This window comes from Gemmatimonas sp. (assembly GCF_046594945.1).
Taxonomy (GTDB): domain Bacteria; phylum Gemmatimonadota; class Gemmatimonadetes; order Gemmatimonadales; family Gemmatimonadaceae; genus Gemmatimonas.
In genome coordinates this window covers 16,700-30,439 of record NZ_JBKJRB010000007.1, presented here as the reverse complement: position 1 = coordinate 30,439, position 13,740 = coordinate 16,700, and the positions used below count along the sequence as shown (strand labels likewise).

The window sequence follows — 13,740 nt, the reverse complement described above, 5'->3', positions numbered from 1 at the left end:
CCGAGGCTGGGGGCTGTTGGACTGACCGCTGACGGCCATGGCCGTGGGCCGTGGGCCGTGAGTTAGCACCAGAAGTCTGATAACAGCGGTCACCCACGGCCCACGGCCGACGGCCCATGGCAGATAGCCGAGAGCCCAACAGCCCCCAGCCTCGGGAGCCGACAACCCACAGCCCGTTGCTCCGTTCTCACGAAGGGAACACCGATCCCATTCCGCCCTGTTTTGCAAGCATGCCGACCACCCTCGCCTTCGTCGCCCCCTGGGAATGTTCGCGCGCCGTCGCCAACATCCCGCGCGCTCCCCGCGACGACGTCGTCGTCCTCTTCCTCGAATCGGTCGCGAAGGGCAACGCTCTCCCGTGGCACCGCCAGAAACTGGTCCTGCTGCTGTCCTCCATGCAGCACTTCGCCGTCTCGCTCGAGGCCGCGGGGTACCGGGTCGCGTATCGCCAAGCGCCCAGTTACGCCGAAGGAATCGCGGCCGCCGCCGCTGAGTTCCGTACCGGCAAGGTCGTGGCCACCGAAGGCCGCGAGCAGGATATGGTCGACGAACTCGATCGCGCCCGCACGCTGCTCGAAGCCGATGCCCGCTCGCTGGTGCTGCGCGAGGACCGCGGCTTTCTGGCCACCCGCGAGGAGTTCGCCACTTGGGCTCGCGGGCGCAAAGAGCACCGAATGGAGTTCTTCTATCGCGAAATGCGCCGGAAGCACGGCGTGTTGATGGAAGCCGACGGCACGCCTTCGGGCGGCCAGTGGAATTTCGACGCCGACAATCGGAAGCCATGGCCTAAGGGCCGCCCCGCACCCGACGTGTGGCGGGTGGAGCCCGACCAGCTTACGCGCACCCAGATGGCGCGCGTGCGCACGTGGCGAAATCGCTGGGGCAGCGTGGACCGCTTCGCCCTCCCCGTTACCCGCGTTGACGCCAAGGTTTGGCTCGATCGGTTCGTTGCCGAACGGCTTCCCGAGTTCGGCCCCTATGAGGACGCCCTGGTGCACGGCGCCCCCGATCTGCTGCACTCTACACTCTCGTCGATTCTCAACGTCGGGCTGTTGCATCCGCTCGAATGCGTGCGAAAGGCCGAAGCCGCGTGGCGTGCCGGACACGTCCCCATCGCGTCGGCCGAAGGCTTTATCCGACAGATCCTCGGCTGGCGCGAATACATCCGCGGCATGTATTGGCACCTCATGCCCGGACTGCGCACCGCCAACGCGCTCAACGCCACACGCGAGCTGCCGCGCTGGTTCTGGGCCCCTGATGGCGAAGCCTACGACGACTCGCAGCGCACGGCGGCGGCCTGTGAGATGCGCTGCCTCGCCGATACCATCCGGCAGGTGCGCGATCACGGACGCGTGCATCACATCGCCCGCCTGATGGTGCAGTGCAACATCGCCACCCTACTCGGCGTCGAACCGGCTGCGCTCGCGCGCTGGTACTGGAGTGCCTTTACCGACGCCTACGAGTGGGTCGAGCTCCCCAACGTGGTCGGCATGGGCACCTGGGGTGACGGTGGCGCACTCGCGTCCAAACCGTACGTGGCGTCGGGCGCGTACATCAACCGCATGAGCAACTATTGCGGTGGCTGTCGATACGACGTGAAGCAGCGCACCGGTCCCGATGCCTGTCCCGTGAATGTGCTGTACTGGGACTTTCTGGCGTCGCATCAGGCGCGCTTCGGCAATCATCCGCGCATGCGCATGATGTTCGTGCACGTGAAGAACATCGCCGAGTCGGAGCTGGTGCAGATTCGCGCGCAAGCGGCCGCGTTTCGCCAAGGGCTTGAGTACGACAGCGCGTTCGCACGGCCCGCCGCTACGTCGTAGCAACGGGGGCGCGTTGCTGAACGGGCGTCGCGCCCCGTAGCTTTCATCGCATGCCGGACCCCGCCGTACGCCTGCACGCTCGACCGCCGCAATCGCCACCGGCGCATCGCAGACAACTGCGCGCGTTGGTGCGTGAAGGATGCGAGAATCGACCCGGCGTGTATCGCATGCTCGGGCCGACCGGTGTGGTGATCTACGTCGGGCAGTCTCGCCTGTTGCGCACGCGACTGCTGTCGTACTTCCGCGCCAAGGGACGCCACAAGGGCGCGCGCATTCTGCGTCATGCGTTTCAGATCGAGTGGGAGTACACCAACACCGAGTTCGGCGCCTTGCTCCGCGAGCTGCGGCTCATCAAGCAACATCGCCCGCACTTCAACGCGATGATGGTGCAGGACGAATGGCCGCGCGCCTACGTGGCGCTCACCGGTGGGAGTGTTCCGGGTCTGCGCGTGGTGGCCCGCTCCGACGATCCGGGCGCGATTGCGCTGTTCGGGCCGTTCCGTCGCGTGGCCCAGCTCCGCGACGCGGTGCGAGCGCTGGCCGAAGGCACCGGCCTGCGCGACTGCGTGCATGATGACGTGGTACGCATCACCGGCAGCGCGGCCAGTCGCGGCAGCACGCTCTGGTTCGACGACGACCCCGCGTCACAGCCGCGTCGTGGTGCGAGCCGTACGCGGGCGCCCGGCTGTTTGCGCCAGGAGATCGGGACCTGTGCCGGTCCATGTATCGGTGCAGGCGCCGCGCAGCCATATCGAGACGCCGCGGTGGCGGTGCGCTCCTTTCTCGACGGCCAGAGCGACGCGCCGGTACGCACTCTCGAGTTGGCCATGCACCACGCGGCCGAACAGCTCGCCTTCGAACGAGCGGCCGTGATCCGCGATCGACTGGCATTAGTGAGCTGGCTGCACGAACGGGTGCAACACTTCCACGCCAACGTGGATCGTCTCACCTTTCGCTATCACGCGGTGGGACCCGACGAGCAGGAATGGGTCTATCTGGTGCGACGCGGCACGGTGCGCGCCGAAGTGCCGGCTCCGATCACCGCCGAGGAGCGCGCAGCCTTTCGCGAGCTCGTCGCCAAAGTGTTCACCGGACCAGATCCCTCAGGCGCCGATATCCCGACTCATGACCTTGACGAGTTTTACCTCGTAGCCAGCTGGTTTCGGCGCCGCCCCAAGGAAAAGGCCCGTACCAAAGTGGCCATTCGACGGCCGAAGGAATCACCGACCTGATTGCCTCCAGTCTCAGCGAGGGATAGCGCCGTTACCCACCAAAACACAACGTGCCCGAGTCTCCTCGGGCACGCCGCGTTGTCCACCGTTCGCTTGCTTCGGGTCCCGCCCCTGGGTGCGCGAAACGATGAGACACCGTCAGACTACAGGTGGGCACCTTTCACCAGGATTAACGACCGCTCGCTGCCGTTAGACTTGCCGTTGGACTCGCCGTTGCGCCGTCCCTCCCATTCGTCCCGGTGCTCATGCGCTTGCTTGTCGTTGAAGATGATCCCCGCCTCGCGCGGCTGATCGCCCGTGGACTTCGCGAGGAGGCGTACGCCGTGGATGTGTGCGAGAATGGCACGGACGCCATTATCCAAGCCGTCGTGAATACATACGACGCAATCGTCCTCGACGTCATGCTACCCGGCATCGACGGTTTCGGCGTCGTGGCCACGCTGCGCGCCCGCAACGTGCGCACACCCGTGCTCATGCTCACGTCGCGCGACGCCGTCGCCGATCGCATCGCCGGTCTCGATCACGGAGCCGACGACTATCTCACGAAACCGTTCGATTTCGGCGAGTTGCTCGCCCGATTGCGGGCCCTGATGCGGAGACCGGAAGCTCTGCAAGCTATGCAGGTACGCGTGGGCGATTGCGAGATCGACCTGCAGTCGCACGCGGTGTCGCGCGCCGGTGTCCCGATCGCGTTGACCGCCAAGGAGTTCGCGCTGCTAGAACTGCTCGCGCGCCGCGTCGGTACCATCGTATCGCGTGCCGACATCGTCGCGCACGTCTGGGATGACAACCACGATTCGTTCACCAACGCCGTCGAAGTGTACGTAAATCGCCTGCGTGGCAAGGTCGATCGCGCGCCGTGGCCGCCGCTCATTCATACCCGTCGCGGTGCCGGCTACATGCTGTCCGACATCGTCCCTACGTGAGCACGGGCGAACGCACGGGCGCGACCGCTGGCGCGACTGTTGGGCTGACCGATAGCGTGACGACCAGCGTGATGCGTCTCTCCATTCGGATGCGCCTCACGCTCTGGAACGCCAGTGTGCTTGCCCTCGTCCTCGGGGCGTTTGCATTGGCGGGTTGGGCCACGCTGACGACCACGCTGCAACTGCATACCGACGCTGCGGTCCGTGAGTCGGCCCGTGTGGTCGCTGGTGCCATTCGTGCCGAACGCGCCGCGGCGTACGCCCGCGGCGATGTCGAAGCGGTGCGTGGCGAAACCGAACAGGCCGTGTTGCGCGAACTGCGGGTGGGCGATCTCGAAGTCTTCATTGCTGACGAAGGCACGCAGCTGATGGCGGCTCGACAGCCCGGACCGTCGCGCACGACGATCAACACCATCGACGAGGCGGTGCTCCTCCCCGACGAAGTGCGTACGCTGTTGCGCGACGTCGTGCAAACGCGCGCGGCCGAGGTAGCCGATGAGCGCCAGGTCGCCGTCGGCACGATTCGCCTGCGCGGCGTCAAGTGGCGCGCCGGCGTTACGCGTCTGGCACCGATGGCGCAGGATCCCGGTGAGCCGCCGTTGTTGGTCGCAGTGCTGCACTCGCTCGAAGCGGATCGGCTGCTGCTCCGAGCGGTGCGGAACACGCTGTTGCTGGCCATTCCGCTGGCGCTGCTGGCGTCGGTGATCACCGGCTACGCGCTGGCGCGCCGAAGTCTCGCGCCGCTCGACGCGATGACGACCCGCACCGCCAGCATCACTGCGGCCAATCTCAGCGATCGCTTGCAGGTTGTGAATCCGCACGACGAGCTTGGTCGGCTCGCTCACATCGTGAACGGATTGCTGGGGCGTGTGGGCGATGCGTTTAGCACGCAGCGCCAGTTCGTCGCTGATGCCTCGCACGAATTGCGCACACCGATCGCAATCATCCGCGGCGAGGCCGACGTCACGTTGCGTCGCAGCACCCGCGATGAAGCGGAGTACCGCGAGGCATTGCAGGTTATTCAGCAGGAGTCGGTGCGTCTGTCGCGCATCGTGGATGATCTCTTCCTGCTGGCGCGCGTTGATGCGGGCAGTCCGATCGGTGAGCATCGCGAGGTCGCGATCGCCGAACTGGTGGCGACGGCCGCCCGCAGCGTGCGGTCGCTGGCAGAATCGCGGGGAGTGACGCTACAGCTCAACGAAACAGCCGCGACCGATGGTCTGCGCATGCATGGCGACAGCGTGCTGCTGCACCGCCTCATGCTCAATCTGCTCGACAACGCACTCAAGCATGCGCCGACATCCAGCACGGTGCGCGTGCGCGTGGATGTCACTGATCAGCTCGTACAGATCGACGTAGAAGACGAGGGGTCCGGCGTACCGTCCGCCTTGCGCGATCGGGTGTTCGAGCGCTTCGTCCACGGCGCCTCGTCTCGACTCGCTAGCGACGAAAACGGGCACGGCAGCGGCGGTGCCGGACTCGGCCTCGCGATCGCGCAGGCTATCGCCCACGCGCACGGCGGACATATTGCTCTGCATCCGTCAACAGAGCTGACCAGCGGCGCGTGTTTTCGTGTGTCGCTGCCACGATCGGCTTCCGCCTCTGGAGAGCTCGCATGAACGTCCGATTCAGCGATACCACACGAATGGTCTGCCGATCGCTCGGCCTGGCGCTCGTCACCGCCATCGCCGGCGCAATCATTGCCCCCGCGACGGTTCGAGCCCAGCAGCGCGCGGCGGACACTACGGCAGTGACCGAGTGGAGCGTGCCGTGGGCCGCCACCCGTCCCCGCGACCCATCGCTCGATGCGCAGGGTCGCGTGTGGTTCGTGGGTCAGGAGGGTAACTACGTGGCGCGCCTCGATCCGAAGAGCGGTGCGTTCACCAAGCTCGAGATCGACGCGGGTACGTTTCCGCACACGGTGTCGGTCGACAAGGACGGCGATGCGTGGTATACCGGCAATCGCAACGGTATGATCGGCAAAATTGACGGCACGACCGGCGCGATCACGCGCTACCCAATGCCCGATCCCGACGCCAAGGATCCGCATACCATCGCCTTCGACCAGCGGGGCAACCTTTGGTTCACGCTGCAGAACAGCAACATGGTCGGTCATCTCGTAAAGAAGACGGGCACGGTGACGATCGTGAAGATGACCACGCCACGCGCACGCCCGTACGGCATTTCGATTGACGCGAAGGGCCGCCCGTGGTTCAACCTGTTCGGCGTGAACAAGATCGGCACGATCGATCCGACCAGTATGCGCGTGCGCGAGTATCTGTTGCCCGACGAGCGCGCACGTGGACGCCGCATCGCTCTCACCACCGACGGCGCGGTCTGGTATGTGGACTATTCTCGCGGCTATCTGGGTCGCCTCGATCCGGTCAGCGGTGCCGTCAAGGACTGGCCCATGCCCGGCGGCACGACCTCACTCCCATACGCCATGACGGTCGACGATGCTGATCGTCTGTGGTTCGTGGAAACGGGTAGACAGCCGAACCGACTGGTCGGCTTTGATCCGCGCACCAACACGTTCACGACGCCCACCAACATCGGCCAAGCCGCTCCGAATACAGTACGACACATGGTATTCGACAAAAACACCCGCACTATCTGGTTCGGCAGCGACCAAGGCACGATCGGCCGCGCCGTGCTTCCGCCGTCGGATCGTAAGCCGATCGGTTGAGATCGAAGCAACAACAAAAGCAACAACAAAAGCAACAACGTTCGGGCGGAGAACGCGAAGAGACGCGAAGGAACTCGAGCATACCTCGAGTCCTTCGCGCTTTTTCATTTCAAGGGTTTGGGGCTGTTCTTCGCGGGCCTTCGCCTTCTCCGCGAGCTTCGCGCGAACGCAGTTGCAGTAGTAGTTGCAGTGCGACCTCACACCACAGCCAGCTCAACCTCCCAGCTCGGCTCGCGTCCCACCGCCAGTGCCACCGCACGCACTTGTTGCATCATGGCCGCGAACGCGCTCGGCTCCAGCGACTGCTCGCCGTCCGACTTGGCCGTGGCCGGATGCGGATGCACCTCCACGATCAAACCGTCGGCGCCGGCCGCGACGGCGGCCATCGCCAGGGGAGCCACCAAATGCGCGTGACCGCCAGCATGACTCGGATCGACCATGACCGGCAAGTGCGTTTCACGCTTGAGCACCGGGATCGCCGCCACGTCGAGTGTATTGCGCGTGGCCGTTTCGAAGGTGCGGATGCCGCGCTCGCACAGAATCACGTCGCCATTGCCCTGCGCCATGATGTACTCGGCCGCCATCAGTAGCTCGGTGATCGTGGCGGACAAGCCGCGCTTCAACAGCACAGGGCGCTGCGTACGACCCACTTCAGTGAGCAATGGGAAGTTCTGCATGTTGCGTGCACCGATCTGCAGCACGTCGGCGTAGCTCGCGACCAGCTCTACTTGTCGCGTGTCCATGACTTCCGTCACGATGGGCATACCCGTTTCCGCGCGCACTTCGGCCAGGATCCTAAGCCCTTCCTCACCCAGGCCCTGAAACGCGTACGGCGACGAACGTGGCTTGAAGGCGCCCGCACGCAGCATCCGTGCGCCGGAGCGCTGCACGGCGTGCGCCGTCGCGTACATCATGTCGCGACCCTCCACTGAGCAGGGACCAGCGATCACAACCAGATCGCGTCCACCGATCACCGTGTCGGCTGCATCGCCCAGGCGAATGGCCGTGGACTCGACCGAGAACTCACGCGACGCCAGCTTGTACGGCTTAAGCACCGGCAGCACGCGCTCCACGCCTTCGAGCTGGGTGAGACCGTGCTCGCTGAGCAGGCCTTCATCGCCGATACAACCCACAATCGTACGCTGCTCGCCACGCGACACATGCGTGCGTAGACCGGCAGCCTCGACGTGCTCAATGAGACGGGAGAGCGCGTCAGCGGAAATTCCAGAAACGGTAACGATGATCATCGGAGTCTTCTCGTGATGGGGCGCAGTGGAACCTCACGAGGCGCCGAGCGTCGCCGAGCCCGGAAACAACCGAGGCCCGTGCGATTGCACGGGCCTCACAGTGTTGGAGCGTCAGCGCATCAGCCGCGCACGCAAAATACACCGGGGCCCATGCGGGACGGTGTAAAATACCAATAGCGGATAGAGCGGTGACGCGTCATACCATGGAGGCTACGGTGGCGGGCGATCCAAGTCAATATGTTGAACCCATGATTCCACGTGTTGCGTTTCAAGGGGAGTTGGGTGCGTTCAGTGAACTCGCGATCCGCCAGCAATGGCCAACCGGAGCGATCCCCGTCCCCTGCCTCACCTTCCCCGAGGCGATTGCCAGCGTGCGCTGCGGTGCCGCCGAGTACGGCGTGATCCCGGTGGAGAATGCGATTATCGGTCCGGTGAGCGTCGCGCTCGATGCACTACGCGGTGCCGGTATCGAAGTCGTGGAGCGCAGTGAACTGCGCGTCCCGATTCATCTGTGCCTACTCGCACCCCACGGCGCGTCGCTGGCGGAACTACGCCACGTGCACAGTCATGCCGTGGCGCTCGCGCAGTGCCGCATCTTCTTTGCGCGGCATGGATGGCTTAATCCGGCTCCCCACGAAGACACCGCCGGTGCCGCCCGGATGGTTGCCGAATTGGGCGACCGCACCGTGGGCGCGGTCGCCAGCGAGATGGCGGCAGAACGCTACCATCTCGAGATCATTGCCCGACATATCGAAGACGTTCCCGCCAACTGGACACGCTTCCTGGTGATCAGCGCGTCCACGTAGCACTCGACAGGACGTCGGTTTTCACCGAACATCCGGGGATGAGCTATTCGCGCCGCTTTCCACCGCCCGCTGGTACGGGCGCCGTGCTTGCCCTGTTGCTTTCCATGGGACTGTTACCCACCACTGTCGTCGCAGCCCAGTCGAAGCCCACCACGAGAGCCACCACGATACCAGCGGCGATGTCACCCGCCATGGCGCCGATCACTCGTGCGGTATCCGCCGCCATCAGCGGCAAACGAGCCTTCAGGACCGTCGACTACGTGCAGCGCTTCTTCCGGTTGCCAGGCAATCGGGGATTCGATTTGGCCATCGATACCGTTGCCTCCCTGCTTCGTGTGGCCGGCTACATCGACGAAGCGCGCGCGCCCGCATCCGCCCGACTCGTCTACCGCATCGAGTCGCGTCCCATGCGCGACATGGCCTGGACGCCCGAGGGCGCCTCGATCACGATCATCGGCCAGCAGACGGCGCTGCAGTCGTGGCCAGCCAACCTGAACATGATCGCGATCAACTCCGCCTCCACCGCGCCCGAGGGTATCACGGCGGCGGTAGTCGATGTGGGCGCCGGTGCCGACGCGGATTTCTCCGCGACCGACGTGAAAGGGAAGATTGTGCTGGCCGAGGGGAACGCGCGGTCGATTTTCGTGAAGGCAATGCAAGGGGGCGCGGCCGGCGTGCTCGCCGCGCAGAAGCTCCCCGAGTACAACCAGCAGTCGAAGAACGTCACGTCGATTCAGTTCACCGGTATCGCGCGCGACACGCTGATGCCGGGCTGGCTCTTGTTCGTGTCGCGGTCTTCGCGCGATGCGCTCAAGTCGGCACTCGCGCGCGGCCCAGTGAGCGTGCATGTCACGGTGGGCACCGTCTTCGAGCAGCGACCGGAGCGTACGTTGGTGGCCGAGATTCGTGGCGCGTCCAAGGCGGCCGAGCGCTTCGTGTATTCGGCACATGTGCAGGAGCCCGGTGCCAACGACAATGCCACCGGCGTCGGGACGCTAGCCGAGATGGCACGTGTGGCGGCGCTGATGGTCAAGGCCGGAACCGCGAATCCGCAGCGCACGGTCACCTTCCTGTGGGGCGATGAGATCCGCTCCACCGATCGGTTCATCAAGGAAGACAGCGCGCGCCGCATCGGTGTGAAGTGGGGCATGTCACTCGACATGGTCGGCGAGAACACCGCAAAGACCGGGGGTACGTTCCTCATTGAGAAGATGCCGGATCCGAGTGCGGTGTGGGTGCGTGGCGAGGACAAGCACAGTGAATGGGGTGGACGCGCACTGGCGGAGAAGGATATTCGCGCGCACTGGTTCAATGATTTCGTGCGTCAACGCTGCCTCGATCGCGCAGCACAGACGGGTTGGGTGGTGAAGGCGAACCCGTTCGAAGGCGGCAGTGACCACACGCCGTTCCTGAACGCGCAGATCCCGGCCGTCTTGCTCTGGCACTTCACCGACCAGCACTACCATACCGACCTCGATCGTATCGACATGGTCAGCGCCGCGTCGCTCGAAAACGTGGGCTCCTGTGCGCTGACCACCGGCCTGCTGCTGGCCGACGGCTCCCGCGCGGTGGTGCTGGCAGCACTCGACGAGCTGACTCGCGCAGCCGAAAAGGAGCTCGCCACGCAGAAGTCACTCGGTCGCGATACCTTGTCTCGCGGCAGTAACGTAGAGACCGAGCGTCACATCATCGACGTGTGGCGTGATTTCTATGTGGGCGCGATTGATCGCATTCCCGAGATCGCGGTGGGTCCGATCGATCTGAGCGTGGCGATACGTGCGGCGAAGCAGAGGGTCCGAAAGGCAGCCGACTACCGGTTTTGAATGCCGGCAGCTGCTACCGTCTGTTCACGCGAAGAACGCGAACCAACGGACTATGCAAACACTCCACGCCAGCCGTAAGCTCTCAAAGTGTACTCCACCTGCTTGTTCTGTAGCTTTGCCCTCGGCCGCAATGCATTGAGTGAACACGTCCCCGTTGGTCGTCGACTGGCGTTTGACGCAGCCCAGGGGCGGCTGTAGGTGATCTGCCCAACGTGGGCACGCTGGAACCTCGCGCCGCATGTAGGGGGACCGACGGCGCGGATCCCCGTTTCGACCGCGGTCCATGCGCATTGTGTCGCGAGATGCTATCCTCTTCGTCGGCCGGCAATTCCCAAGGAGAAACGGGGCTTCGTGAACGGAACCAGCTACCTCTGGATCAAAGCGCTACACGTTATCGCGGTCATCGCCTGGTACGCCGGGCTGTTTTACATCTTCCGCCTGTACGTGTACCACGTGCAGAAGCGCAGCGAGCCGGGCGTGACGGCCACCCTCGAAGTCATGGAGCGGCGCCTGCTGCGCGCGATCATGACGCCGGCCATGGTCGTGGCCCTCGGCGCCGGTACGGCGATGCTGGTGATGAATCCAACGCTTCTGAAAATGCCGTGGATGCACGCCAAGCTCGGCGCTGTCTTCATCCTGCTCGGCTATCACGGCCTCGCGTCGTGGACGCGCAAGAAGTTCCTGCAGGGCGAGTACGTGCTCAGCGAAACCGCGTGCCGCTGGATCAATGAAGTCCCCACGATTCTGCTGCTTATCATCGTGATTGCGGTGATCGTCCGACCGGGCGCGTGATGTATACCGCACCGTCGGCGGTGCTCCCCAGGTGGCGGGGACGACGCGGGCTGATCAACACGCTGGTGTGCGCCGTGCTCGGCGTGGCCTGCGCGCTCGCGTTTCTCGTCGTCGCCGAACGCAGCGCCGTGGAGCCGGCATGCATCGCCTCTGCCGAAGCACATGGCCTGACGTACGTCGACTACCAAGTGTACAGCAGCAAGCGACGCGCCAGTTCCGCCTGCCTGTTCCGCACCGCAAAGGGAAGCATTGAGGATGTGTCGCTCCCCGATGCGCCGGCGACATCATGAACCCGTAAGGAGCAGACCATGACGACGAAGGGGCAGCATCTCAGCATCAATGGTGTGCGACTCTGGGTCGAGGACACTGGCGGGAATGGACCGCCCGTGTTGTTCTCGCACGGGCTGCTTTGGAGCACGCGCATGTTCGATGCGCAGGTGGCAGCCTTGCGCTCGAAGTATCGCTGTATCGCCTGGGATCATCGCGGTCAGGGCCAAAGCGACGTGCCACGTGTTCGCGCGATCAGCATCGAAGACTGTTACACCGACGCCGTCGCCATCATTACGCAACTTGGTGTGGCACCGGTACACATCGTCGGCCTCTCCATGGGGGGATTCGTGGCCATGCGACTCGCCGCGCGCCGTCCGGATCTTGTCCGGTCATGTGTGCTGCTGGAAACAAGTGCCGAGGCCGAGCCCGCTGAGAACGTGCCCAGGTACCGCACGCTCAATCGGGTGGCGAGATGGTTCGGATTGCGCCTCGTGGCGAAGCAGGTCATGCCGATCATGTTCGGAAAGACCTTCCTCACCGACCCGGCCCGTGCCATCGAGCGTGATGCGTGGCGTGAGCGATTGTCGCGCAACCGCCGTGAAATCTGGCGTGCCGTGAATGGCGTGATCGAGCGCGAACCGATCATGCCGGAGCTCGGACATATCACGGCCCCCACATTGATCATGGTGGGCGACGAAGACGTGGCGACCGTGCCCCTTAAAGCGGAGCGCATCCACGCCGCGGTGCGCGGGTCGAAGCTCGTTCGCATTCCGCACGCGGGGCATTCAAGTAGTATCGAGCAACCGGTGCACGTGACGGCGGCTATCGAAGCGTGGGTGGGGAGGGTAGCGGCAGGCGCGCACAGCTGAGCTATTGGCGCGGCGACTCCGCAAGAGGCCGCCTTCTCCTTTCATACTGTGCGATCAGTACACTCGAGGTCACCATGTACGAAGCGAAAACCAAGCCCACCACTGTCAGTGTAGAGAGCTACCTTGCCGCGATCGTCGACGGCACGCGACGCGACGATTGCCGCCGGCTCACCGACCTGATGCAGCGACTGAGCGGTCACGCGCCCACGATGTGGGGCAGCAGCATCGTCGGATTCGGGCAGTATCACTACACGTACGCCAGTGGGCACGAGGGCGACTCGTGTCTGGTGGGCTATTCCTCACGCAAAAGCGACATCAGCGTGTACCTGCTGGCCGGGTACGAAACCGACGAGACCCGTGCCCTGTTGGCGGAGCTCGGACGACACAAACTCGGTAAAGCCTGTCTCTACCTCCGCCGGCTTTCCGATGTGCATTTGCCGGTACTGGAGCAGTTGATCGCGCATTCGATCGCCGCGACCAAGGCCCGGTATCCGTAAAACGTCGTGGACTTCGACCACCGACCAACTAGAGCAGCTGGCGCAGCACGTCGTCGTCTAATCGGTGCCCGCCACCGAACGTGAACTCTTCCACCTCGACGCCCATCGAATCAATGCGCTTGCGCAGGCTCCGTCGGAATGAGTCGGTGGCGAACTTGTCCTTGTCGCCCACGACCACTTGTACAGCGGTTCCGGTCCACGCCGCCCGCATGGCGTCGTCCGACACATCGTGTGCAAGGCCACCCGCCCAGAGCACGTGCGTCGCCACATCGGCGCCCTCTTCCGGCACACCACGGTCGGCCACATCCGCCACCCAGCGCATGCTCATGGCAACACCCTGCGAGAAGCCAAGCACCTTGATAGCCGGCACGTCGCCGCGCGCCTCGAGTATGGCGTCGACTTCATGCCCCACCACCGCGTGCAGCATGCCAAGCGCGTCGCGCAGGTCGTCCTCGCGGTCGTCGCGCGTAAGCCACGTGGCTCCAGTGCGTGCGAGATGCTTGCCGTCTGCCCTCGGCAGCTCCAGGTAGAAACGCGACAGCCCCTCCGGGGCGATCATACGCGTTTTGCTGGGTGCCAAACGGGCAAACGTAGTCATGAACTCGCTGGCCAGCTGTCCGTAGCCGTGGAAGACCACCCACAGCGTGGTCGCGTCGGCCACATCGGCACCGGCGGTGGCGTACCGGGCCGTGCGCTCCACGGCAAGCTTGTGCATGGTGATCGCCGCAGCGGCGTCACGGGCGGCGTCTTGAAATTCAGTCATCGATAT

General features: G+C 64.6%; 13 protein-coding genes. 11 read left to right on the top strand and 2 right to left on the bottom strand.

The window, feature by feature from the left end; translation table 11 throughout:
- Positions 1-230 precede the first annotated feature (230 nt).
- From ACLL97_RS00925 to ACLL97_RS00905, 5 genes are all read left to right on the top strand, one after another.
- Positions 231-1,823, top strand: a complete 1,593-nt coding sequence (locus ACLL97_RS00925) for a cryptochrome/photolyase family protein (protein WP_411278594.1) — start codon at positions 231-233, stop codon at positions 1,821-1,823.
- Positions 1,824-1,873: 50 nt separating this feature from the next.
- The gene (locus ACLL97_RS00920; RefSeq protein WP_411278593.1) at positions 1,874-3,055 is read left to right on the top strand and encodes a UvrB/UvrC motif-containing protein; all 1,182 of its coding nucleotides are present in this window, start codon (positions 1,874-1,876) and stop codon (positions 3,053-3,055) included.
- Positions 3,056-3,300: 245 nt separating this feature from the next.
- Positions 3,301-3,981 (top strand): response regulator, encoded by a 681-nt coding sequence (locus tag ACLL97_RS00915; protein WP_411278592.1) that lies wholly within the window; start codon positions 3,301-3,303, stop codon positions 3,979-3,981.
- On the top strand, positions 3,978-5,600 hold the full coding sequence (locus ACLL97_RS00910) for an ATP-binding protein (RefSeq protein WP_411278591.1): 1,623 nt from the start codon (positions 3,978-3,980) through the stop codon (positions 5,598-5,600). Before ACLL97_RS00915 ends, ACLL97_RS00910 begins: the two co-directional genes overlap by 4 nt.
- Positions 5,597-6,667 (top strand): lyase, encoded by a 1,071-nt coding sequence (locus ACLL97_RS00905; protein ID WP_411278590.1) that lies wholly within the window; start codon positions 5,597-5,599, stop codon positions 6,665-6,667. Before ACLL97_RS00910 ends, ACLL97_RS00905 begins: the two co-directional genes overlap by 4 nt.
- 197 nt (positions 6,668-6,864) lie before the next feature.
- Here ACLL97_RS00905 and aroF read toward each other — a convergent pair whose 3' ends face one another.
- On the bottom strand, positions 6,865-7,914 hold the full coding sequence (gene aroF / locus ACLL97_RS00900) for a 3-deoxy-7-phosphoheptulonate synthase (RefSeq protein WP_411278589.1): 1,050 nt from the start codon (positions 7,912-7,914) through the stop codon (positions 6,865-6,867).
- A gap of 248 nt (positions 7,915-8,162) precedes the next feature.
- Between aroF and ACLL97_RS00895 the strand changes: the two genes are divergently transcribed.
- From ACLL97_RS00895 to ACLL97_RS00870, 6 genes are all read left to right on the top strand, one after another.
- Positions 8,163-8,720 (top strand): prephenate dehydratase domain-containing protein, encoded by a 558-nt coding sequence (locus ACLL97_RS00895; RefSeq protein ID WP_411278588.1) that lies wholly within the window; start codon positions 8,163-8,165, stop codon positions 8,718-8,720.
- A gap of 38 nt (positions 8,721-8,758) precedes the next feature.
- Positions 8,759-10,543 carry a M28 family peptidase gene (locus ACLL97_RS00890; protein ID WP_411278587.1) on the top strand — a complete coding sequence of 595 codons (1,785 nt, stop codon included), beginning with the start codon at positions 8,759-8,761 and terminating at the stop codon, positions 10,541-10,543.
- 351 nt (positions 10,544-10,894) lie between these two features.
- On the top strand, positions 10,895-11,335 hold the full coding sequence (hemJ, locus tag ACLL97_RS00885) for a protoporphyrinogen oxidase HemJ (RefSeq protein ID WP_411278586.1): 441 nt from the start codon (positions 10,895-10,897) through the stop codon (positions 11,333-11,335).
- On the top strand, positions 11,332-11,625 hold the full coding sequence (locus ACLL97_RS00880) for a hypothetical protein (RefSeq protein WP_411278585.1): 294 nt from the start codon (positions 11,332-11,334) through the stop codon (positions 11,623-11,625). Before hemJ ends, ACLL97_RS00880 begins: the two co-directional genes overlap by 4 nt.
- Positions 11,626-11,643: 18 nt before the next feature.
- Entirely contained in the window at positions 11,644-12,474 is an 831-nt protein-coding gene (locus tag ACLL97_RS00875; RefSeq protein WP_411278584.1) for an alpha/beta fold hydrolase, read from the top strand.
- A gap of 74 nt (positions 12,475-12,548) precedes the next feature.
- On the top strand, positions 12,549-12,971 hold the full coding sequence (locus ACLL97_RS00870; RefSeq protein ID WP_411278583.1) for a DUF1801 domain-containing protein: 423 nt from the start codon (positions 12,549-12,551) through the stop codon (positions 12,969-12,971).
- Positions 12,972-12,999: 28 nt separating this feature from the next.
- Here the strand turns inward: ACLL97_RS00870 and ACLL97_RS00865 are convergent, their stop codons facing one another.
- Positions 13,000-13,734: an alpha/beta hydrolase gene (locus tag ACLL97_RS00865; RefSeq protein WP_411278582.1), complete on the bottom strand. Its 735-nt coding sequence runs from the start codon at positions 13,732-13,734 to the stop codon at positions 13,000-13,002.
- Positions 13,735-13,740 lie beyond the last annotated feature (6 nt).